The following is a 22,159-nucleotide window of genomic DNA, read 5'->3' on the forward strand; positions in this document are numbered from 1 at the left end:
GGCGCCACCGCGGTTGTTGCCGGAAACGCGCCGCGGCCGGGGCCGCGGCGCGGGTACCACTCAGGCCTCGTAGGCGGATTCGCCGTGCGAGGTGATGTCCAGGCCGACGCGCTCGGCCTCTTCGCTGACGCGCAGGCCGAAGGCCAGCCTGGCGACCAGCAGGGCCAGCACGGTGACCACGGCGCACCAGACGATGGTGAAGCCGATGCTGACCACCTGGATCCAGACCTGGCTGCCGATGGAGAAGTCGGCGTCGCCGGTGCCGCCCAGCGACGGAGCGGTGAACACGCCGGTCAGGATCGCGCCGACGATGCCGCCGACGCCGTGCACGCCGAACACGTCGGCGGTGTCGTCGACCTTCAGCAGCTTCTTCAGGCCGGTGACGCCCCACACGCAGATGGCGCCTGCGGCCAGGCCGATGACGATCGCGCCCAGCGGGCCGACGGTGCCGCAGGCCGGGGTGATGCCGACCAGGCCGGCGACCGCGCCCGAGGCGGCGCCCAGCGCGGACGGCTTGCCCTTGCTGATGGCCTCGACCAGGGTCCAGCCCACGACCGCCGCCGAGGTGGCGAGGATGGTGTTGATGAAGGCCAGGGCGGCGGTGCCGTCGGCGGCGGCGGCCGAGCCGGCGTTGAAGCCGAACCAGCCGATCCACAGCAGGGCGGCGCCGATGAAGGTGAACGGCACGTTGTGCGGCTTCAGCGCGGTCTGGCCGAAGCCCAGGCGCTTGCCGACGAAGTAGGCGCCGACCAGGCCGGCCACGCCGGCGTTGATGTGCACCACCGTACCGCCGGCGAAGTCGATCGCGCCCAGCTCGCCCAGGTAGCCGCCGCCCCACACGATGTGGGCCATCGGCAGGTAGCTGAAGGTGAACCACAGCACGGAGAACAGCAGCACGGCCTTGAACTTGATGCGCTCGGCGAAGGCGCCGACGATCAGGGCGGTGGTGATGGCGGCGAAGGTCGACTGGAAGGCGACGAACAGCAGCTCGGGAATCGTGCCGCTGAGGGTCTCGACGGTAATGCCCTTCAGGAACGACTTCTCGGTGAACGAGCCGAAGAAGGCGTTGCCTTCGGTGAACACCGCGCTGTAGCCATAGAAGGCCCACAGCACGATCACGACCGAGGCCACGACCAGCACCTGGCTGAGCACCGACAGCACGTTCTTGCTGCGGACCAGGCCGCCGTAGAACAGGGCCAGGCCGGGCACGATCATCAGCAGCACCAGCAGGGTCGAGGTCAGCATCCAGGCGGTGTCGCCGGAATCAAGGACGGCCTCTTCCTCCGCGGCCGCTTCGGCGGCGGGCTCGGCGGCAGCGACGTCGGCCGCGGCTTCGGCCACGCCGGCGGTTTCGGCGACCATTTCGGTGGCGGGCGGCGTCGCGGCCTCCTGGGCCGCGGCGTTGCCGGCGAAGGCCAGGGTGGCCGTCGCGCTGACCAGCATCATCAGGCACACGGAATAGAACCGGGTCTTCCACCCGGCCAGGATTCGCGTCTTCATGGGTCTCTCCGGGGTGGGTTCAGAGGGCGTCCGCGCCGATCTCGCCGGTGCGGATGCGGATGACCTGCTCGACGGCGGTCACGAAGATCTTGCCGTCGCCGATCTTGGCCGTGCCGGCGGACTGCTGGATCGCCTCCAGCACCGCGTCCACGCGATCGTCGGTCACGACGGTTTCGATCTTGATCTTTGGCAGGAAGTCGACGACGTACTCGGCGCCCCGGTACAGCTCGGTATGACCCTTCTGTCGGCCGAAGCCCTTGACTTCGGTGACGGTGATCCCGGACACGCCAGCCTGGGCGAGGGCTTCGCGCACCTCGTCGAGCTTGAACGGTCGGATGATTGCGGTGATCAGTTTCATGTTCGCATCCCGATGGTGGTGGTTCCGGCCGTTGCGGCCGGCGTTCGGAACTCCGGAGGCGGCCGGGCCGGCAAGGCCCGGCACTCCGTTCGACATGGCCGCTCCTTGACGGCGGCGGCGCCCCGATTCGCAGGCTGCACCCGACTTCTTGGGGGAGGTCGTGCAGGCCCTGTCGAATCCTGTTGCGGTGCTTCCTCTCTCCTCTTGCGGCCGCCCGGCCCCCTGCCGGACGGCGATGCGGCCCGAAGCAAGGACGGCGCGGGGTTTCCCCCGCGCCGCCATCGATCAGTTGCCGTAGTACAGCTGGTATTCCAGCGGGTGGGTCGCCGCGCGGAACTTGGTGACTTCCTGCATCTTCAGCGCGATGTAGCCGTCGATGAAGTCGTCGCTCATGACGCCGCCGGCCTTGAGGAACTCGCGGTCCGCGTCGAGCGCTTCCAGGGCCTGGTCCAGGCTGGAGCAGACCTTCGGGATGTTCTTCTCCTCCTCCGGCGGCAGGTCGTACAGGTCCTTGTCGCTCGGCGCACCCGGGTCGATCTGGTTACGGATGCCGTCCAGGCCGGCCATCATCAGCGCGGTGAAGGTCAGGTAGCCGGACTGCAGCGGATCGGGGAAGCGGATCTCGATGCGGCGGGCCTTCGGGTTGGAGACCCACGGGATGCGGCAGGAAGCCGAGCGGTTGCGGGCCGAGTAGGCCAGCATCACCGGCGCCTCGAAGCCCGGGACCAGGCGCTTGTAGCTGTTGGTGCCGGAGTTGGCGAAGGCGTTGATCGCCTTGGCGTGCTTGAAGATGCCGCCGATGTACCACAGCGCCAGCTGCGACAGGCCGCCGTAGCCGTCGCCGGAGAACAGGTTCTTGCCGTCCTTGCCCAGCGACTGGTGCACGTGCATGCCGCTGCCGTTGTCGCCGACGATCGGCTTGGGCATGAAGGTGGCGGTCTTGCCGTTGCGGTGGGCGACGTTCTTGACGATGTACTTCAGCGTCAGCAGCTCGTCGGCCTTCTTCACCAGGGTGTTGAACTTGGTGCCGATCTCGCACTGGCCGGCGGTGGCCACCTCGTGGTGGTGGACCTCGACCTCGATGCCGGCCTCTTCCAGGGTCTTGCACATCTCGGCGCGCAGGTCGTGCAGCGAGTCGGCCGGGCCGACCGGGAAGTAGCCGCCCTTCACGCCAGGGCGGTAGCCGGTGTTGCCGGTCTCGTACTTGGTGCCGCTGTTCCAAGCCGCTTCCTCGGACTCGATCTCGAAGAAGGTGTGGCCCATGTCGTTGGCGTAGCGCACGGCGTCGAAGATGAAGAACTCCGGCTCGGGGCCGAAGAACGCCAGGTCGGCGATGCCGGAGGACTTGAGGTAGGCCTCGGCGCGCTTGGCCACGCCGCGCGGGCAGCGCGCATAGGCCTGCATGGTCGCCGGGTCGAGCACGTCGCAGGTCAGGATCAGGGTCGGGTCGGCGGTGAACGGATCGAGCAGCGCGGTCTCCGGATCCGGCATCAGCAGCATGTCCGACTCTTGATGCCCTTCCAGCCGGCGATCGAGGAGCCGTCGAACATCTTGCCGTCCTCGAACAGCGCGTCCTCGACGATGCTGGCCGGGAAGGTGACGTGCTGCTGCACGCCGCGCATGTCGACGAATCGCAGGTCGACGAACTCGACCTTGTTGTCCTTGATCAGCTTCTGAACGTTTTCCACGGACATCGCGTGCAACCTCGGGGTGATGGGTAACCACCCAGTAGCACGGCGCGTGCCAACTGGAAGAACCGTCACAAGCCATTGATTTGACTTAACTCCGTCCCTGAAGCGGGGATGTCGCACCAAACAGGTGCATTATTTTGGTGCGGCTCTTGCACCACTTTGGGGATATACGCAGTGCAGCATTTGCTCGCGTATGCTCAGGCACACCCCCGCCCGAAACCGACAAACCCCCACGTGTCCGACATGCTCTCCGCCCTGCTGCTGGGCATCCTCGAAGGACTGACGGAATTCCTGCCCATCTCCAGCACCGGGCACCTGCTGATCGCACAGCACTGGCTCGGAGCCAGGTCGGATTTCTTCAACATCGTCATCCAGGCCGGCGCGATCCTCGCCGTGACCCTGGTGTTCCGCCGCCGCCTGTGGGAACTGGCCACCGGCCTCGGCGATCCGGCCAATCGCGACTACGTCGCCAAGCTGGCGGTCGCGTTCCTGGTGACCGCGATGGTCGGGCTGCCGGTGCGCCTGGCCGGCTGGGAACTGCCGGAGACGGTCACCCCGATCGCCTGGGCGCTGGTGCTGGGCGGCGTGTGGATGCTGGTGGCCGAGCACTACGCCGGCAAGCGCGGCGACGTGCCCACGATCAGCTGGAAGGTCGCGGTCCTGGTCGGCCTGGCGCAGGTGGTGGCGGGCGTGTTCCCGGGCACCTCGCGCTCGGCCGCGGCGATCTTCATGGCCATGCTGGCCGGCACCAGCCGCCGTGCCTCGGCCGCCGAGTTCGTGTTCCTGGTCGGCATCCCGACCATGTTCGCCGCCAGCGCGTACGCCTTCCTGGAGCTGGCGATGGAAGGCGGGCTGGGCGGCGAAGCCTGGGGCGACGTGCTGCTCGCGTTCGCTGCCGCCGCAGTCACCGGTTTCGCCGTGGTGCGCTGGCTGATGGGTTACATCAAGGCACACCCGTTCACCGGCTTCGCGGTCTACCGGATCCTGTTCGGCCTCGGCCTGCTGGTGCTGATGCCGGCGCTGTAACACCTGGCGGCGCAGGATCGCGCTACTCCCTGCCACCCCCGGAGGCACGCCATGTCTGCGGTTCCACGCACCCTCCTGCCGCTGCTGCTGGCCGCCATGCTGGAAGGCTGCGCCTCCCCGGGAGGAAGCTCCGCGCTGCCGGCCGGCGAAGTCGCCACGCTGCTGGCGGCGCACCACTGGCGGCTGGACGAGGCCACCGACCGGCGCGGCCGCGCCATCGACGCGCTCATGGCCCGGCCCGGCCAGCCCCTGCAGCTGGACTTCGGCGACGGCCGCCTGGCCGTCTCCAACACCTGCAACCGCATGTCCGCGCCGTGGCGCATCGAAGCGGATGCGCTGCAGCTGGGACCACTGGCATCGACGATGATGGCGTGCACCGACCCGGCGCTGGCATCGCTGGACCGCGAGGTCGCCACGCGCCTGCGGGGGCGCCTGCAGCTGGCGCTGGACGCCGGCCCGCGGCCGCGCCTGGTGCTCACCACCGCCGGCGGCGACCGCCTGGCGTTCTCCGGCCATCCCACTGCCGCCACGCGCCACGGCGGGGTGCCGGAGCGGATCTTCCTCGAGGTCGCCGCCCAGGCCCGGCCGTGCCACCACCCCTTGATGCCGGAAATGCAGTGCCTGCAGGTGCGCCAGGTGCATTACGACGCGCACGGGCTGGAAGCCGGCCCCCGTGGCGAATGGCAGCTGCTTTACGACCCCATCGAGGGCTACGTGCACCGGCCCGGCGTGCGCACCGTGTTGCGCATCGACCATTACCGGCGCCGCGAACCGGTGCCGGCCGACGCCTCGCGCCATGCCTACGTGCTGGACATGGTGGTCGAATCGGAGGCGGTGGACCCGTAGGCCTCAGGCCATCGGCTGGCGCAGGATGGTCTTCCACTTCGCCGGCGCGATCCGGCGCGCGTCGTTGAGGTAGATCTCGTGGTGGCGGCCGCGCAGCGCCGAACGGGCGCGGATGTACTCGTGCAGGCGCACGATCGCCGGCCCCTCCTCCGCATATGGGCCCACGTGCAGCAGCTGCGCGCAGCGGCCCTCGGCGAGGGTTTCCAGGCGCACCCGTCCCAGCGCCGGCAAGGCCTTCTTCGCGCCGGCCGAGACCACAGCGGCCGCGACCATGGCCGCGTCCACCTCCGGCGGCTGCATGATCATCGCCGTCCACTGCCATGCATCGCGCGCGCCACGCACGAAGCTGGACAGGTCGTCGGACCACCACGACGCCTCCAGCGGCATCACCACGTAGTCCAGCGCGCGCTGCTTCTTCAGCGCGAACTTGAGCGTGTAGGCCACCGCGAACAGCGCCTCGACCGCCTCGCGCCACGCGGGCGAGGCATCGGGATCGCCGCGCCCGTCGACCATGAGGAAACCGAAGGCGGGAACCTCGACCTCCACGATGCCACTGGCCGGCGGACGGTAGAGCGAGCCCAGTTCGCGCTTGAGGTCGATCTTCCGCATGGCCGGAGACCGCGCGGCGCCTCAGCCCAGGCGGTTGTTGAGGGTGTAGGTGCCGTGCACCGCCGCCTCGCCGCGTACGTGGCCGTGCATGGCGCGCAGCACCTGGCCGGCGGTGAAGCGGTCCGGCACGTCCAGGCGCGGCACGTCCAGCGCGAACAGGCGGAAGAAGTAGCGGTGCACGCGGGCGTCGTTGAACGGCGGATACGGGCCGTCGTAGCCGTGGTAGTCGCCGCCCATCTCCGCGTCGCCGGCGAACCAGGCGGTGTAGTCGTTGATGCCCTGGCGCGCGCCGGGCGGCCCCGGCGGCTGGCGCTTGCCGCCACGGGTCACCCCGTCGCTGCAGCTGCCGGCCTCGATCACGCGCACGGCGGGATCGATGTCGACCATCGCCCAGTGCACGAACTCGGTGCGCGGCTGGCCAACCGGGATCTCCATGTCCTGGCGGCCGACCGTTTCCGGCACGGTCGGCGCGTCCGGATCGATGCACAGCAGGACCAGCGAACGGGTGCCCTCCGGCACGCCGTCCCAGGCCAGGTGCGGGTTGCGGTTGCCGCCGAAGCCGTCGACGGCACCCAGCGCGAACTCGGCGGCGATCGGGCCACCGGCGGGGAAACTGTCGCTCCAGATGCGCATGGTCCTTCCTCCTTGTGGATCAGTCCGCAGCGTAGCCGAGGCGCACGGCGACCGGCGTCAGCGCCGCGAACGGGCCGGCCAGCGCCTGCGCGTATGCGCGCCAGCGCCCCGCGGGCAGGCGCGGCGGAGCCGGCGGGGCCGGCGGCAGGGGCACGCCCAGCACCTGGCTGAGCGAGGCGCCGAGCGCGACCGGATCGTTGATCACCTCGTCCACGCGCAGCAGCAGGTGCGGATAGAGCTCCTGCTCGTGCAGGTCGGCGAGCTGCCCCAGCACCCCGGCCAGCCATCGCGCCGCCTCGTCGGCCGAGGCCAGCTGCAGCGGCAGCGGCGCGCCGTGCGCGTACCAGTCCAGCAGCATGTCGCGCGGGTCGCGCAGGACCGCCATCAGGCGCCCGCCCGGCAGGTGCGGGCGCAGGGCCAGCAGCAGGGCGTTGTCCCAGTGCAGCAGCCAGTCGACGACCTCGGTGTCGGTGGCACCCCGCGCCGGCAGGCGCTCGCGCCACTGCGCCACCACCGCGTCCGCCGGCAGGCGGCCTTCGGCCAGGGCCGGGCCGGTGCCCAGGCTCTGCAGCGGATCCTGCGGCGGACCGGGACGGAAGCGGTCGGTCAGCAGCGGCGCGCCGGCGGCGGTGAGCAGGTCGACCACGCGCTCCACGGCCGAACCCGGGGCGCCCCACAGCAGCACCGGGCGCGGCGCGTCGGCCGCGGCCTCGGCCAGTGCGGGCCAGGACTGCGGGGCCACGGCCGGGGCCGGCGGCTCGGCACGGCGCCCGCGGTTGCCGTCATGCAGTTCCTGCCACAGCGACAGTGCCTCCTCGCTGCGGCCGAGGCGGTCGAGCAGGCGGCCGATCCAGCCGCCGACCACGTCGCGCCGCGGCCCCTCCGGCGTCCGCTCCATGATCTGGCGCGCCCGTGCAAGCGCGGCATCGGGATCGGCTTCCAGCTGCGACTCGACCAGGAACTGCAGGCCCGCCGGATGTTCGGGCGCGACCTCCAGGAGCCGGCGCGCGGCCTCGCCCACGACCGCGGCATCGCCGATCCGACCGGCATGGGCCAGCGCCGCCTCCAGCGCCGGCACGTGCCCGGGCATCGCCGCCAGCCATCGCTCGAGGACGGCCGAGGCCTCGGCACTGCCCGGCTGCTCGAACGACTGGCGTGCGGCCCACAGCATGCCGTTGCCCGGGTGGGCGGCCAGCAGCGATTCCAGGGTGGCGCGGCCGTCGTCGCGGTCGCCGGTGGCGGCCCACAGGTTCATCAGCCCGCGCAGGGCCAGGGCATCGTCGGGTGCCGCTTCCAGCGCGGCCCCCAGCCACTGGCGCGCCTGGCCGGCGCGTCGCGCCTGCAGGGCGTAGAGGCCGGCCGTGCGCAGGAGCGCGGGCGTGGCGGAGGCCGGCTCGGCCAGCAACGGCGCCAGCAGGTCGGCGGCCTCGCTGGGGCGGCCCTGCGCGGCGACCGCCTGCGCCAGCAGCGGCTGCACGCCCCGCGCGTCCGGGACCAGGTCGACGACGCGGCGGAGCGCCTGCTCGGCGAACGCGTGGTGGCCCTTGGCCGCGTAGGCGAAGGCCAGCACCGAGAACCCCTGGGGATCGTCCGGCAGCCGCTTGCTGGCGGCCGAAGCCAGGGCCAGGGCGCGCTCGGCGTCGCCACGGCGCATCGCCAGCAGGCCGTCCAGGGCCGCCAGCTCCGGATGGCCCTCGCCGATGCGCGCGGCGATGCGCACCAGGCGCTCGGCCTCGTCCAGCCGGCCGAGGGACATCGCCAGGCGCGCCTGGGCGAGGTAGGCCGGCAGGTTGTTCGGATCCAGCTCCAGGCTCTGCCCGAACGCGGCGTGCGCGGCGGCCGCGTCGCCCTTGCGCGCCAGCAGCAGCGCGCGATCGTGGTGCAGGCCGGCATCGTCCGGGGCCAGGGCGATGGCCTGGTCCAGTGCCGCCAGCGCGGCGGCGGGGTCGCCGGACTGCGCCAGCGCATGGGCCAGCGCGCGGTGGGCGGCGGCGAGGCCGGGCTCGGCGGCGGTCCATTCGCGCGCCAGCTGCAGCGCCTCGTCGTGCGCGCCGCGTTCCAGGGCCTGGTGGATCTTCTGCTGCATCGGGGCTTTCCACGGGAAAACCCGGATTCTAGCCTGCGCCGCTCAGTCTGCCGGCAGCGCCGCGCACAGCCGTTCGGCCACCCAACGCTCGGCGAAGCCGTCGCCGTGCAGGTTCTCGACGAAGGCGCAGTGCCCGCCCCACGAGGCCACTTCCAGCCGCACCCGCGGCGGCAGCTGCCAGTGCTCGAAGTCCTCGAACGGGATCACCGGGTCGTCGCGCGACATCAGGATGTCGGACGGGACTTCCAGCGCGGCCAGGCGCTGGCCGGCGATCGAGTAGCTGTCGAAGTAGGCCTCGACCGAGCCGAAACCGGCGTGGCGCTGCGCCAGCCAGCCCATCAGGCCGCGCAGGTCCAGCTGCAGGGTGGCGTCGTCGTAGCCGAAGCGCTCCGGGAACAGCTCGCGCTTGCGCAGCAGCGAGCTGCGCCACTTGCGCCGGAAATACCAGTCGTAGAACTGCGGCGCGCGCTCCATGTGCTCCATGGTCCGCGACGGGTCCACCAGCGGGCAGACCGCGGCGATGTGGCGCAGCGGCAGGCCGGCCAGCGCCGCGCGCAGGCCCAGGCGCAGGGCGTGGTTGCCGCCCAGCGAGTAACCGGCCACCACCAGGTCGCGCACCCCCAGGCGCGCGACCATGTCCGCGGCCGCGTGCACCACCTCGTCGAGGCGGTTGGAGTGGAACAGGTCCTCGTTGAGGTGGTGGGTGTCGCCGTGGTCGCGGAAGTTGAGGCGGAAGACCTCGAAGCCGCAGGCCAGCAGGCGGGCGGCGGTCATGCGCATGTAGCCGGACTCGGCGCTGCCTTCCCAGCCATGCAGCAGCAGCGCCATGCCGCGCGGAGCCATCCCGGGCACCCGGCTGTGCCAGCCCTGCAGGCGCACGCCGTTGCCGCCGTCGAGGATCAGTTCGCGGCTCTGCGCGCCCACGGCCGCGAGCGCACGCAGTCCGCGGTGGCGGCGCAGGGCGCTGGAACCGAGGACCGACTGCAGGTGCGGGTTGCGCAGCAGGCGCGGCGGCTGGAAATCGGCGGCGGTGAGCATTCGGGGGGATGGACGGTTCGGGCGTGACCATACCGCGTCACACGGGGGCGCGGTGCAGGCAGGCCGTCCCGCGCGGCTCAGGACTCCATCGCCGCGAGGATGCGCTCGCGCGACAGCTCGGCCAGGCGCCGGCGGCCCTCGACCTGCCCCGGATGGATCGGCTCGAGGAAGTGCACCTCGGCGCGCCGTGCCGGCTCGCCAAGCAGGCGGACGAAGTTGGTCGCGAAGTTCTCGCGCGGGCCGAACGCCACCACCGTCTGCGCGTCGCCGCGCTCACCGTAGCGCAGCGCCACCGGCTGCACCGGCACCCCGGCCTCGACCGCCGCCTGGAAGATGCGTGCGTGGAACGGGCCCACCTCGCGACCGTCGCGGGTGCGGCCTTCCGGGAACACGCCCACCGAACGGCCCTGGCGCAGGCGCTCGAGCATCACCGCGATCACGCCGGCCAGCGAATCGGTGCTGCCTCGCTGGTGGTAGATGGTCTGGCCCAGGGTGGCCAGCCAGCCGACGATGGGCCAGCTGGCGATCTCGCGCTTGGCGACGAAACCCATCATGCGCTGGCTGTGCAGCACCTCGATGTCGACCCAGCTGACGTGGTTGGCCACGAACAGCGTCGCCCCCGGCAACGGCCTGCCGGACCGCACCAGGCGGAAGCCGAACACCCACATCAGCCCGGCGGACCAGGCCCGCACCGCGCGGTCGCCCAGCGTCTCCTCGCCCCAGCGCAGGCGCGCCAGCGGCGGCAGCTGGCACAGCAGGGTCAGCGGCAGCGGCACCAGGATGTGCAGCAGGAACAGCGGCACGCGGTACAGGTAGCGGAACAGGCGGGCAACGCCGGAACCGGAGCCTGAGCGGCGCCGGGCGGCTCGAGGGGGGGCGGGGTCCATAGGAGGCGCACGATACCGGATCGAACGGCTGTTTGGGGATCGCGGGCGCAGTGGCGCGCGGGCCGGGACGCAGGTCAGCCGGCGCGGCCCTCCGGCGGCGCCACCGGGACCACGGCCAGGGTCAGGCGCGAGACGCAGCTGGCGCGCCCGCGCGCGTCCTCGATGCGGATGTCCCAGACCTGGGTGCTGCGGCCCACGTGCACCGCCCTGGCGGTACCGGTAACCACGCCCTCGCGCACCGCGCGCAGGTGGTTGGCATTGATCTCCAGCCCCACCGCCTGCTGCCGGGTGGTGTCCAGGCACAGGTTGCCGGCACTGCTGCCCAGGGTCTCGGCCAGCACCACCGATGCGCCGCCGTGCAGCAGGCCGTAGGGCTGGCGGGTGAAGCCTTCCACCGGCATGGTCGCCTGCAGCCAGTCATCGCCGGCGGCGGTGAACACGATGCCCAGGTGCTCGATCAGGGTGCCGCGGCTGAGGCGGTTGAGTTCTTCCAGGTCGACCGGGCCACGGAAGGCCATGGGCGCTGCTCCTGCGGGAAAAGAAGGCGGCGATTATCGCCGCCGCCTCACAGGATCGGCACCAGCCCCGCGCCGAAGGCGGTGAGCATGCGGGTGAGGATCGTGCGCGGTCCCAGGCTCACTTCCGGGAAATCGCCCACCGCCACGTAGCACTGGTGGAAGCGCGGGTCACGCCGCGGCAGCGGCTCCGGGCAGTCCGGACCCGGCTGGAACTCGTAGCTGGTGGCGTAGCGCCACGGCCACAGGTCCAGGACCGGCGACTTCTCCAGCACCTTGCCCACGCTGTAGTTGAGCCCGGACAGCACCGGCGGCCGGCCGCGCGGGGCCACCGTCCAGGAATTGCCCGGTGCGATGTCGCGCTGGATGCTCTCGGCCAGGGCCTGGGCGAAGCCCTCGTCCTCGATCACCACCACCGCCTCGGTGTTGTAGTTCTCGCTGCGGGGGTCGAAGTTGTGGGTGCCGATCACCGCGATGCGCCGGTCGATCACCATCGACTTGGCATGCAGGCCCATGCGTGGGCGCTTGCCCTGCGAGCGCACCGGCAGCGGGCGGTTGGCCGGCGTGCTGGTGCTCAGCAGCGAGGGACGGCTCTCGGTACGCAGCTTGTCGCGCACCTGCCTGCGGTCGCGGTCGCCCCCGCCGGGTCGGCCGCTGCCGGCCCGGGATCCGGCGCCCGGCAGCTCGCTGCGCGCCACCGACGGCTCCGGGGTGTCCGGGTCGCCCGGCTGCCACGCACCCAGCGCCGGATCGACAGGCGGATCTGCAGGGAAGGGCTTGTACTCGAAGATGTCGAAGCCCAGCTCGCGCACATTGCGGCGCTTGTACTTGTAGGTCAGCGCGTAGACGATCGCGTTGTCGGTGGCGGCCAGGCTGTTGGTCGAAGCCACCACCCGCGGCGGCTCCGGGCCTTGGCGCAGCTCGCGGAAGATCTCCACGGCGCTGTCGGAGAGCACCAGGTACGGCGTCTGCAGCAGCACCTCCTCCTTCGCCTGCGACAGCAGCCCGGCCAACCCGGACGCGCCGCTGACCCGGCTGCCGCCCTCGCGGTGCTTCCTCGGCACGTCGGCCAGGTAGCTGACCCGGCCGACCGCCAGCGCGTTCCGCGCCAGGCGCTCCTCGACCAGCTCGCCGTCTGCGGCCGCCTGGCGCATCAGTTCCACCCGCTCCGGGCGCGCCGGGCGCGCCGGCGGCAGCTCCGGCACGCCGGACGCCAGCAGCAGCCTGCCCACGTCGTCCAGCCGCTCCACCGGCACGCTGCGGCGGTCGTTCCAGTACAGGGCGAAGTTGCGCTCCATCTCGCGCACCACCGGGCCGGCCACCAGCACGTCGCGGTCGCGGAAGTTGTACTCGGCGTCCCAGTCGTAATAGTCGTCCTGGTAGTTGCGCCCGCCGGAGATGCCGACCGCGTCGTCGACCACCAGCAGCTTGTTGTGCATGCGCTGGTTGAAGCGGCGGAAACAGCAGATCACGCTGGCGGCGTAATGCAGGTAGTTCGGCTTGGCGCGGCCGAAGGTGGGGTTGTAGATGCGCAGCTGCAGGTTCTCGTGCGCGCCGGCCAGGGCGCCGAGGATCTGCAGGTCGGCGATCGCCGAGAGCTGGTCGATCAGCACCCTCACCTTGACCCCGCGCCTGGCCGCGGCCAGCAGCTCGTCGATCACCAGGCGCGCGCTGTCGTCCTTGTCGAAGATGTAGGTCTGCAGGTCGATGCGGCGGGTGGCGCTGCGCATCAGGTTGATCCGCGCCAGCAGCGCGTCACCGCCCTCGTCGAGGATCAGGGCGCGGTGGCGCGGCTGTCCGTCCGGGGCCGAGGCGGTCTCGGCGAACGCCTCGCCGGCCAGCTCGCGCAGCGGCGAGGGCTCGGCGCAGCGGTCCGCGCGCGTGCATTCAACGGTCGAATCGCGCGCGGACACCGCCACCGCGGCCGCCCGGTCGCGCTGCTGCGGGCTGAGCGTGCTGCAGGCGGTCGCGGACAGCGCCAGCAGCGCGGCCAGCAACGGACGGGCCCAGGCGTTCACCGCGCGCCCGCCTCCCTGAGCCAGACTTCCATCGTGAAACGCACCCGCTCGGACAGCACCACCTGCCAGTCGTCCATGCCGTAGCGGGCCCGGGCGATGTCGCCGTGGACCTGCACCGCGCAGTCCAGGCCCGGGCGCTCGCAGGCCGCCGGCTCCACGTCCAGGCTCTCGGCCCGGGTGGCGCCGCGCAGGGTCAGGTGGCCATGCAGTTTCCCGCCCTGCGCCAGCGCGTGGGGCGGGAACGGGTCGGAAACGAATTCCATCCAGGGATGCCGCAAGGTGTCGAAGAAGCTGTCGCCACGCATCCAGCCGGTGTAACGCGGCTTTCCCGGGATCTCGGCGGCAGCGGTGGAAACGCGCAAGCGTACCCGCTGGCGGCCGTCGGGCAACAGGTCGACCAGTCCTTCGTAGCGCGGGAATTCCCCGCGCAGCCGCTGGCCCAGGCGGGTCCGCACCTCGAATTCCAGGCGCGTATGCGCCTGGTCCAGCTCGTACAGGGTCACCGCCTGCTGGGCAGGCGGGGCAGGATGGTACTGGCCCGCCGCCACGCCCGCGGCAGGCAGCAACAGCGCCAGGAACAACGACAACCGCGACAACATCCGCTCAGGGCCACCAGAACGCGTCGAGCCTGCCAATCCCTGGTTCCATCGCCCGCCCCTGCGGCAGCGTCAGCACCGCCACCGCCGCCGGCGGCATCCCGCGGTAATCGTCCGAACGGCCGCTTCCCAGCAGCGCCACCAGCCGTTCCAGGCCGGGGTTGTGGCCGACCAGCATCAGCCGTTCGACGTCGCGCTGCTCCTCCAGCAGGCCGATCAGGGTGCCAGGGGTGGCCTCGTAAATCGCCTCCTCCAGCCGCTGCTCGGCATAGCCGGTGATCGCCAGCACCGCCTCCAGGGTCTCGCGCGTGCGCCGCGCCGGGGAGCACAGCACCCGGTCCGGCAGCAAGCCGTTGCCAGCCAGCCAGCGGCCGGCCGCCTCGGCCTCGGCCAGGCCATGGGGCGAGAGGGGGCGGTCCATGTCCGCCTGCCCGGGCGCACCGGGTTCGGCATGGGCATGGCGCAGCAGGATCAGTTCACGCACGTGGTTTCCTCCCGGGGCGGCAGGCGCTCATGCCTGGCCCAACCATTGGAGCAGGGGCTCCCAGTCGGCCTGGTGATCGCGCACCTGGGCGGAGTGGTAGTCGAACAGGCTTCGGCCCAGGCCCACCAGGACCACGTAGGCCTGGGTGTCGCGCAGCTGCGCGACCACCGGGTAGGGCCATCCTTCCAGCATCTGCAGCGCCTGCTGGCTGGTATTGGTCCAGGGCTTGGCGCGGTTGAGCACCAGGCCCACGGGCAGCTTCCGCGCGTGGACCCGCGGCACCTTGGCCAGGGTGTTCAGGAAGGCGACGGTGGCCTCGATGTCCAGCGCCGAGGGCTGCAGCGGCACCACGACGGCGTCGGCCTGGTCCAGGAAGCCACCGAGATCGGCGGCCAGCGCGCCGGCCGGGGCATCGACCACCACCAGGTCGGCATCCGGGGGCAGCCGCGACTGCCAGGCCCGGCGCCCGCTGGCATCCAGCGGCAGCACGGCGCTGTCGAGCGCGGCACGACGCTCGGCCCAGCGGGTGGCCGACCCCTGGGGATCGGCGTCGGCAAGCACCGTGCGCCGCCCGCGCAGCGCCGAGTGCGCCGCCAGGTGGGTGGCGACCGTGGTCTTGCCCACGCCGCCCTTGGAACCCGCCACCAGGATCGTCTTCATCCGCCGCCTGCTCCCGTTGGGCTGGCCGCAGGTTACACCGCCCTCCCGTGGACGCGGTAGGAAGGGTCCCGGTATTGCTATCTTCACGCCCCCTCCCGCCACGGAAGCGCCATGAGCCAGCTGCAGGACCTCACCGCCCTGATCCGCGCCAATACCCCGCTGGTGGTGATCGAGACCCGCGACGAGGTCCGCGTCGTGGAACTGTTCCGGCAGTCGCTGACCCATGTCTGGCGCGCCCTGCACCGCTGGACCATCACCGAGGGACTGCGTCGCCTGGACCTGGACCGCGAGGATCCGGCCGACGGCCCGCCCGATGCCTCCTACGTGCTGCGCGCCATCCAGGACGCGGAGCAGCGCGGCGTCTACCTGCTGCTCGACTTCCACCCCTACCTGGGCTACGCCAGCCACCAGCGCCTGCTGCGGGACATCCTCCAGCGACGCCACTGCCAGCCGCACGTGATCGTGCTGGTCGGGGCCAGGGTGGAACTGCCGCCCGAGCTGGAGGCGATGGCGGTGCGCTTCGCTCCCCGCCTGCCCGACGCGGCCGCCCTGCTGAAGCTGGTGCGCGAGGAGGCGGAGGCCTACGCGCGGGAGCACGGCGGCCGCCGGGTGGAGGTCGACGCCGAGGCGGTGCAGCAGATCGTGCGCAACCTGCACGGCCTGGACCTGCACGACGCGCGCCGCATCGCGCGCCAGCTGATCCACGCCGACGGCGCCCTCACCGCCTCCGACCTGCCGCAGCTGGCGAAACTCAAGTTCGAGCTGCTCAACCGCAGCGGCCACCTGCACTACGAGTACGACACCGCGGCCATGGACGAGGTGGCCGGCGCACGGCGGCTCAAGCGCTGGGTGCAGCTGCGCAAGGCCGCCTTCGCCGGCTCGCCGCCGCCGGGCCTGGACCCGCCGCGCGGCATCCTGCTGCTGGGCGTGCAGGGCTGCGGCAAGTCGCTGCTGGCCAAGGCCATCGCCGCCGGCTTCGGGGTGCCGCTGTTGCGCCTGGATTTCGGCACCCTCTACGCCAAGTACCACGGCGAGACCGAGCAGAACCTGCGTTCGGCGCTGGCTTCGGCCGACCAGCTGGCCCCCTGCGTGCTGTGGATCGACGAAATCGAGAAGGGCGTGGCGGCCGACGGCGGCGAGGGCGATGGCGGCGTGTCGCGCCGGGTGCTGGGCTACCTGCTGACCTGGATGGCCGAACGCAAGGCGCCGGTGTTCCTGGTGGCCACCGCCAACCAGGTCCAGCACCTGCCGCCCGAACTGCTGCGCAAGGGCCGCTTCGACGAGATCTTCTTCGTCGACCTGCCCGACCCGGACACCCGGGTGGAACTGCTGCGCATCCACCTTGCGGCGCGCGGACTGCCGCCGGACGACTTCAACCTGCCGGCGCTGGCGGCGGCGGCCAACGGCTTCTCCGGCGCCGAGATCGAGCAGGCCATCGTCTCCGGCCTGTACGCCGCCCACGGCGAACAGCGGGTGCTGGACACCCCCCTGCTGATGGACGAGATCCGCAACACCCGGCCGCTGTCGGTGCTGATGGCCGAGCAGGTCGAGGCGCTGCGCGCCTGGGCGCTGCCGCGCACGGTACCGGCCGACTGACGCCGCTGCGGCGCGCGGCCGCTGCCCCGGCCGTCAGCCGTGGATGCGTCCCAGCAGCCAGGCCCAGGCCGGCAGCGTGGCCAGGCATACGACGATGCCGTAGCCGACCAGGCCCGCGCACAGCCGCGGCGCCAGGCCATGGGCCATGGCCAGGGCCGCGACGGAGACCATGGTCGGCATCGCCGATTCGAGCACGTTGGCGCGCAGCATCAGCGGCGGCATGCCGAACAGCAGCGACAGCGGCAGGGCGATGGCCGGCATCACCACCAGCTTGAGCGCCAGGCCGGTGGCCAGCGGGCCCAGCTCCTCGCGCGGCAGGCGCAGCCGGATCGACAGGCCCACCGCCAGCATCACCAGCGGCAGCATGGAGTCGGCCAGTCGCTGCAGGCCCGCGCCGATCCAATGCGGCGGGTCGGCCGGCATCACCGTCAGGCCCAGCAGCAGCGCCCACGCCGGCGGGAAGCGCCCGATCCGCCGGGCCATCTCGCGCGGACCCGGAGGGGCATCGCCGCTGTAGCGCGCGCAGATGTACAGGCCGAGCGTGGACAGCATCACGAAGGTGCCGAACTGGTCGTACACCACCGCGTACTGCACCGCGCTCTCGCCCAGCAGCGCGCGCACCATCGGGTAGCCGAGGAAGCTGGTATTGCCCAGGCCCACGCACAGCAGCAGCACCGCGTACTGCTCGCGGCCGAACTTCCATGCGCGCGCGGCCAGCGCGACCAGCAGCCAGGTCGCGCCCATCAGGATCCACGGCGTCAGCGCCATGCCCAGCAGCGACCATTCCAGGTGCAGTCGCGGCACGTACAGCAGCACCGCCGCGGGCAGGCAGACGTAGAGCACCACCAGGTTGAGCACCTCGGACGCGTTGTCCGGGAGCAGGGTGGTGCGGCCCATGGCCATGCCCAGGGCGAGCATGGCCAGGATCAGGGCAAATGCATCGAACGCCATCGAACCGCCCTCACTGCCTCCGTACGCAGGCGTGCGTGCACGCCGGGCAGGGGTCGCTTCCGGGGTCGATGCAGGTCATGGGGGCGTGGCCGTGTGGGGGACGATCATTGTCCCACGCACGGACCGGATCAGGGCCAGGTCGGCGGATTGGCTTCCCAGGCCCGGTGGACCTCCGCCAGCACCGTCCGCTCCTCCTCGGTCCAGTCAGGCAGGAGGGTGGCGTGGTTGGCCGGATCGCTCCACTGCTGCGGCTCGGTACGGACCGCGGCCGCGTACCACTTCACCGCCTCATCCCGCCGGCCAAGGGTCCACAGCACCAGGGCGAAGGTCGGCGGCTGCCAGCCGGGCGCCGCCGGCCAGCCACCCACCAGCCCGGACCACTGCTCCAGCGCGCGCTGCGGCTCGCCGTTGCGGAACAGGTCCCAGCCGTAGTTCCAGACCACGGCGCGCTGCAGGCGCTGCTTGCCCGACACGGCCTTCAGCGCCGCATCGTAGAGCTGCGTGCCGAGCTCGGTGCGGCCGGAGCGCATCGCGATGTGGGCCAGCTGCACGCGCGGCTCCACGTCGCTCGGGCGCCTCTGGATCGTGGCCGTGAGGCGCTCCACGACCTCGTCGCCATCGCCCTGCACGGCGATCAGCTCGCGCGTGGTGAGGCTGTCCTCGTCGAAATAGAACTCCTTGGGCGCCGGCAGCGACTGCGCCAACGCCACGACCGGGACCAGCACCAGCAGGTGCGCGAGCACCAAACTCAACTTCTTCACGTCGTTTTTCCCCCGAGAGAAGATCCCTCCCGCGCCAATGCTAACCAACCTTGGCCCTTATTGCTGCGTTCAATGTCCCGGGGCGCGAGCTTGATTATGATGTCGCGCTCAGCCGGGCGCCCGGCACAGCCACGCTCAGGCCTGTCATGACCAGTACCGCCGAACTGACCTCGCCCGCGTCCGCCAACCAGCCCGGGCTCGCCACCTTCGACGCCGACTACGCGCTGGAGCATCGCTATACCCGGCGCGATGGCCGCATCTACCTGAGCGGCGTACAGGCGCTGGTGCGCCTGCCGCTGATGCAGCAGCTGCGCGACGCGGCGGCCGGACTCGACACCGCCGGCTTCATCAGCGGCTACCGCGGCAGCCCGCTGGGCGGCTTCGACCTGGAGCTGTGGCGCGCGCGCAAGCACCTGGAAGCGGCCAGGGTGCGCTTCCAGCCGGGCCTCAACGAGGACCTGGGCGCGACCATGGTCTGGGGCACGCAGCAGACCAACCTGTTCCCCGGGGCCAAGGTCGATGGCGTGTACGCCATGTGGTACGGCAAGGGTCCGGGCGTGGACCGCTGCGGCGACGTGTTCAAGCACGGCAACGCCGCCGGCACCTCCCGGCATGGCGGCGTGCTGGCGCTGGCCGCCGACGACCATGCCTGCCGCAGCTCGACCCTGCCCCACGGCAGCGAGGACGAGTTCGTCAGCGCGATGATGCCGGTGCTCAATCCGGCCGGCGTGCAGGACATCCTCGACCTGGGCCTGGTCGGCTGGGCGATGAGCCGCTACACGGGACGCTGGATCGGCTTCAAGACCATCGCCGAGACGGTGGAATCCTCCGCATCGGTGGACGTGGATCCGTTCGCGCGCCGGATCGTGCTGCCGGAGGACTTCGAGCTGCCGCCGGGCGGACTCAACATCCGCTGGCCCGATCCGCCGCTGGACCAGGAGATGCGCCTGCACCGCTACGCGGTGCGCGCGGCCCAGGCCTTCGCCCGCGCCAACCAGGTCGACCGCATCGTGCTGGACTCGCCGCGCGCGCGGCTGGGCATCGTCACCACCGGCAAGAGCTACCTGGACGTGCTGCAGGCCCTGGAATACCTGGGCCTGGACGAGGAAGCGTGCCGCGACATCGGCATCCGCGTGTACAAGGTCGGCATGAGCTGGCCGCTGGAGCCGCAGGGCATCGCCGCCTTCGCCCGCGGGCTGGAAGACATCGTCGTGGTGGAGGAGAAGCGCGCCTTCATCGAGCGACAGATGAAGGAGCAGTTCTACAACTGGCCGGCCGACTGGGGCCGGCGCCCGAGCATCGTCGGCAAGTACGACGAGGCCGGCGAGTGGATCCTGCCGTCCACCGGGGAGCTGACCCCGGCCACCATCGCCGGCGTGATCGGCCGGCGTATCCAGCGCTTTTTCACGACCGAATCCATCGAGCAGCGCCTGCGCTGGATGGAGGAGAAGGAAGCGGAGATGGCACTGCCGCGGGCGCAGTTCCCGCGCGTGCCGCACTACTGCTCCGGCTGCCCGCACAACACCAGCACCCGCGTGCCGGAAGGCTCGCGCGCGCTGGCGGGCATCGGCTGCCATTACATGGTCACCTGGATGGACCGCTCCACCGACACTTTCACCCACATGGGTGGCGAAGGCGTCACCTGGGCGGGCCAGGCGCCGTTCACCGAGACGGAGCACGTGTTCCAGAACCTCGGCGACGGCACCTACTTCCACAGCGGCTCGCTGGCGATCCGCCAGGCCGTCGCCGCGAAGGTGAACATCACCTACAAGATCCTCTACAACGACGCCGTGGCCATGACCGGTGGCCAGCCGGTGGACGGCACGCTGACGGTCCCGGACATTGCCTGGCAGATGCGCGCCGAGGGCATCGACACCATCGTCCTGGTCAGCGACGACATCTCGCGCTGGCACAAGCGCGAGCTGTTCCCGCCGGGCGTGGAGTTCCACGACCGCAGGGAACTGGACGCGGTGCAGCAGCGCCTGCGCCAGGTCAAGGGCGTGTCGATCCTGATCTACGACCAGACCTGCGCCACCGAGAAGCGGCGCCGGCGCAAGCGCGGCAAGCTCGAGGACCCGCAGAAGCGGGTGATGGTCAACACCCTGGTGTGCGAGGGTTGCGGCGACTGCGGTCAGAAGAGCTTCTGCGTGTCGGTGCTGCCGCAGGAAACGGAGTTCGGGCGCAAGCGCCAGATCGACCAGTCCAACTGCAACAAGGACTACAGCTGCGTCGAGGGCTTCTGCCCCAGCTTCGTCACCGTGCACGGCGGCCGCCCGCGCAAGGGCCCGCGCGCCGAGGCCGCGGCCCTGCTCGACAACCTGCCGGCACCGCAGGTGCGTACGGAACTGGAGCGTCCCTGGAACATCCTGATCACCGGCGTGGGAGGCACCGGCGTGGTCACCATCGGCGCCCTGCTGGGCATGGCCGGCCACCTGGAAGGCAAGGGCGCGACCGTGCTCGACCAGACCGGACTGGCGCAGAAGGGCGGTGCGGTCACCACCCACGTGCGCCTGGCGCGCAGGCCGGCCGACATCCACGCCGTGCGCATCGCCGCCGGCGAGGCCGACCTGGTGCTTGGCTGCGACATGGTCGTGGTCAACGACTACTGGGCCCTGTCCAAGGTGCGCGCCGAGCGCTCGGAAGTGGTGCTCAACACCTACGAGGCCATGCCGGGCAGCTTCACCACCCGGCCCGACCTGCACTTCCCAGCGGCCGAGATCATCGCCGGGGTGAAGCTGGCCCTGGGCGGGCGCGAGCCGCGCCTGCTCGACGCCACCCAGCTGGCCACCGCGCTGCTGGGCGACGCCATCGCCACCAACCTGTTCATGCTCGGCTACGCCTGGCAGCTTGGCCTGGTGCCGCTGTCCGAAGGCGCGCTGATGCGCGCGATCGAGCTCAACGGCGCAGCGGTGGAGATGAACAAGCAGGCCTTCGCCTGGGGTCGACTGGCGGCGGTGGACCCGGATGCGGTGGCCAAGGCCGCCGGCCTGGTCGCCAACCCGGTCACCGCGGCGGAGGAGTTCGCCGACGACCTGCAGGTGCTGCCGCCCGGCGACTGGGAAGGCAGCGAATGGGGCAGCACCAGCGCGCCGCGTCCGGCCACCGGCGGGCGCGAGTGGCGGGGGCTCCCGGCCTCGGCGGCCGAGGCCGCCGGCAATGGCCATGCCTCGCCCCTGGATACCGCCACCGGCAACGTCGCGCCGCTGCCGCTGGACGACCTGCGCCTGTCGCGCAGCCTGGAGGAACTGGTCGAACGCCGCCGCGTGTTCCTGACCGCCTACCAGGACCGCGCCTACGCCGAGCGCTACACGAAGCTGGTGGAGAAGGTCCGCGCCGCCGAACAGGAACGCGTGCCCGGCTCCACCGCGCTGACCGAAGCGGTGGCGCGCTACGCGTTCAAGCTGATGGCCTACAAGGACGAGTACGAGGTCGCGCGCCTGTACACCGGCGGCCACTTCCAGCGCCGCCTGCAGCAGCAGTTCGAGGGCGACTACCGCCTGCACTTCCACCTGGCGCCGCCGCTGCTGGCGAAGAAGGACGAGCACGGCCGCCTCGTCAAGCGCGAGTACGGTCCGTGGGTGTTCACCGCGTTCCGCTGGCTGGCGAAGCTGAAGTTCCTGCGCGGCACCGCATTCGATCCGTTCGGCCGCACCGCCGAGCGGCGCATGGAGCGGCAGCTGGTGGAGGACTACTTCGCCACCATCGAACGCCTGCTGCAGAAGCTGGACGGTGGCAACGTCGGCCTCGCCGCGCAGATCGCCTCCATCCCGGACCAGATCCGCGGCTACGGGCACGTCAAGGAAGCCCACCTGCACGCGGCCAGGGCACGCGAGGCCGAGCTGCTGCGGCAGTGGGACGATCCGCTGCGGATCGTGGTGCGCGACGCGGCCTGAGCGCGGTGCGC

General features: G+C 71.5%; 18 protein-coding genes and 1 pseudogene. 4 read left to right on the forward strand and 15 right to left on the reverse strand.

Annotated elements, in window-relative coordinates; genetic code table 11:
* Nucleotides 1-60: 60 nt before the first annotated feature.
* From CSC68_RS10525 to glnA, 3 genes and pseudogenes are all read right to left on the reverse strand, one after another.
* Nucleotides 61-1,500, reverse strand: coding sequence for an ammonium transporter (locus tag CSC68_RS10525; protein ID WP_162203517.1), 1,440 nt, complete (start codon nt 1,498-1,500; stop codon nt 61-63).
* 19 nt (nt 1,501-1,519) lie between these two features.
* A complete protein-coding gene (locus CSC68_RS10530) occupies nt 1,520-1,858 on the reverse strand; it encodes a P-II family nitrogen regulator (protein WP_019399321.1) in 339 nt (112 codons plus the stop codon).
* A 285-nt stretch (nt 1,859-2,143) separates the two neighbouring features.
* A pseudogene (gene glnA, locus CSC68_RS10535) lies at nt 2,144-3,552 on the reverse strand (type I glutamate--ammonia ligase).
* Nucleotides 3,553-3,783: 231 nt separating this feature from the next.
* On the opposite strand from glnA, the gene CSC68_RS10540 reads away from it, so the two are divergent.
* Nucleotides 3,784-4,575, forward strand: a complete 792-nt coding sequence (locus CSC68_RS10540; RefSeq protein WP_162203518.1) for an undecaprenyl-diphosphate phosphatase — start codon at nt 3,784-3,786, stop codon at nt 4,573-4,575.
* Between the two features lie 51 nt (nt 4,576-4,626).
* Nucleotides 4,627-5,421 (forward strand): META and DUF4377 domain-containing protein, encoded by a 795-nt coding sequence (locus CSC68_RS10545; RefSeq protein WP_162203519.1) that lies wholly within the window; start codon nt 4,627-4,629, stop codon nt 5,419-5,421.
* 3 nt (nt 5,422-5,424) lie between these two features.
* Here the strand turns inward: CSC68_RS10545 and CSC68_RS10550 are convergent, their stop codons facing one another.
* The 10 genes from CSC68_RS10550 to CSC68_RS10595 form a co-directional block, all read right to left on the reverse strand.
* Nucleotides 5,425-6,030: a GyrI-like domain-containing protein gene (locus CSC68_RS10550; protein ID WP_162203520.1), complete on the reverse strand. Its 606-nt coding sequence runs from the start codon at nt 6,028-6,030 to the stop codon at nt 5,425-5,427.
* Between the two features lie 21 nt (nt 6,031-6,051).
* Complete coding sequence (locus CSC68_RS10555) at nt 6,052-6,663, reverse strand: YbhB/YbcL family Raf kinase inhibitor-like protein (protein WP_162203521.1); 612 nt, start codon at nt 6,661-6,663, stop codon at nt 6,052-6,054.
* A 19-nt stretch (nt 6,664-6,682) separates the two neighbouring features.
* Nucleotides 6,683-8,749, reverse strand: a complete 2,067-nt coding sequence (locus CSC68_RS10560) for a tetratricopeptide repeat protein (protein WP_162203522.1) — start codon at nt 8,747-8,749, stop codon at nt 6,683-6,685.
* Nucleotides 8,750-8,791: 42 nt separating this feature from the next.
* Entirely contained in the window at nt 8,792-9,787 is a 996-nt protein-coding gene (locus CSC68_RS10565) for a YheT family hydrolase (protein ID WP_162203523.1), read from the reverse strand.
* 77 nt (nt 9,788-9,864) lie between these two features.
* The gene (locus tag CSC68_RS10570; protein ID WP_162203524.1) at nt 9,865-10,674 is read right to left on the reverse strand and encodes a lysophospholipid acyltransferase family protein; all 810 of its coding nucleotides are present in this window, start codon (nt 10,672-10,674) and stop codon (nt 9,865-9,867) included.
* 74 nt (nt 10,675-10,748) lie between these two features.
* Complete coding sequence (locus tag CSC68_RS10575; RefSeq protein WP_162203525.1) at nt 10,749-11,192, reverse strand: hotdog fold thioesterase; 444 nt, start codon at nt 11,190-11,192, stop codon at nt 10,749-10,751.
* Between the two features lie 47 nt (nt 11,193-11,239).
* Nucleotides 11,240-13,207, reverse strand: a complete 1,968-nt coding sequence (locus tag CSC68_RS10580) for a phospholipase D family protein (RefSeq protein WP_246193532.1) — start codon at nt 13,205-13,207, stop codon at nt 11,240-11,242.
* Nucleotides 13,204-13,794: a YceI family protein gene (locus CSC68_RS10585; RefSeq protein WP_246193533.1), complete on the reverse strand. Its 591-nt coding sequence runs from the start codon at nt 13,792-13,794 to the stop codon at nt 13,204-13,206. The genes CSC68_RS10580 and CSC68_RS10585 overlap by 4 nt, the downstream gene beginning before the upstream one ends.
* 16 nt (nt 13,795-13,810) lie before the next feature.
* A complete protein-coding gene (locus tag CSC68_RS10590) occupies nt 13,811-14,287 on the reverse strand; it encodes a SixA phosphatase family protein (protein WP_162203527.1) in 477 nt (158 codons plus the stop codon).
* Between the two features lie 27 nt (nt 14,288-14,314).
* A complete protein-coding gene (locus CSC68_RS10595; RefSeq protein ID WP_162203528.1) occupies nt 14,315-14,947 on the reverse strand; it encodes a ParA family protein in 633 nt (210 codons plus the stop codon).
* 111 nt (nt 14,948-15,058) lie between these two features.
* On the opposite strand from CSC68_RS10595, the gene CSC68_RS10600 reads away from it, so the two are divergent.
* Entirely contained in the window at nt 15,059-16,543 is a 1,485-nt protein-coding gene (locus CSC68_RS10600) for an AAA family ATPase (protein ID WP_162203529.1), read from the forward strand.
* A 33-nt stretch (nt 16,544-16,576) separates the two neighbouring features.
* Here the strand turns inward: CSC68_RS10600 and CSC68_RS10605 are convergent, their stop codons facing one another.
* The gene (locus tag CSC68_RS10605) at nt 16,577-17,494 is read right to left on the reverse strand and encodes an AEC family transporter (RefSeq protein WP_162203530.1); all 918 of its coding nucleotides are present in this window, start codon (nt 17,492-17,494) and stop codon (nt 16,577-16,579) included.
* A 128-nt stretch (nt 17,495-17,622) separates the two neighbouring features.
* Entirely contained in the window at nt 17,623-18,255 is a 633-nt protein-coding gene (locus CSC68_RS10610; protein WP_211365735.1) for a tetratricopeptide repeat protein, read from the reverse strand.
* A 146-nt stretch (nt 18,256-18,401) separates the two neighbouring features.
* Here CSC68_RS10610 and CSC68_RS10615 point away from each other — a divergent pair, with 146 nt between their 5' ends.
* Nucleotides 18,402-22,148 (forward strand): indolepyruvate ferredoxin oxidoreductase family protein, encoded by a 3,747-nt coding sequence (locus tag CSC68_RS10615; RefSeq protein WP_162203531.1) that lies wholly within the window; start codon nt 18,402-18,404, stop codon nt 22,146-22,148.
* Nucleotides 22,149-22,159 lie beyond the last annotated feature (11 nt).

Origin of the sequence: Pseudoxanthomonas suwonensis (genome assembly GCF_010093235.1) — a bacterium.
Taxonomy (GTDB): Bacteria; Pseudomonadota; Gammaproteobacteria; order Xanthomonadales; family Xanthomonadaceae; genus Pseudoxanthomonas; species Pseudoxanthomonas suwonensis.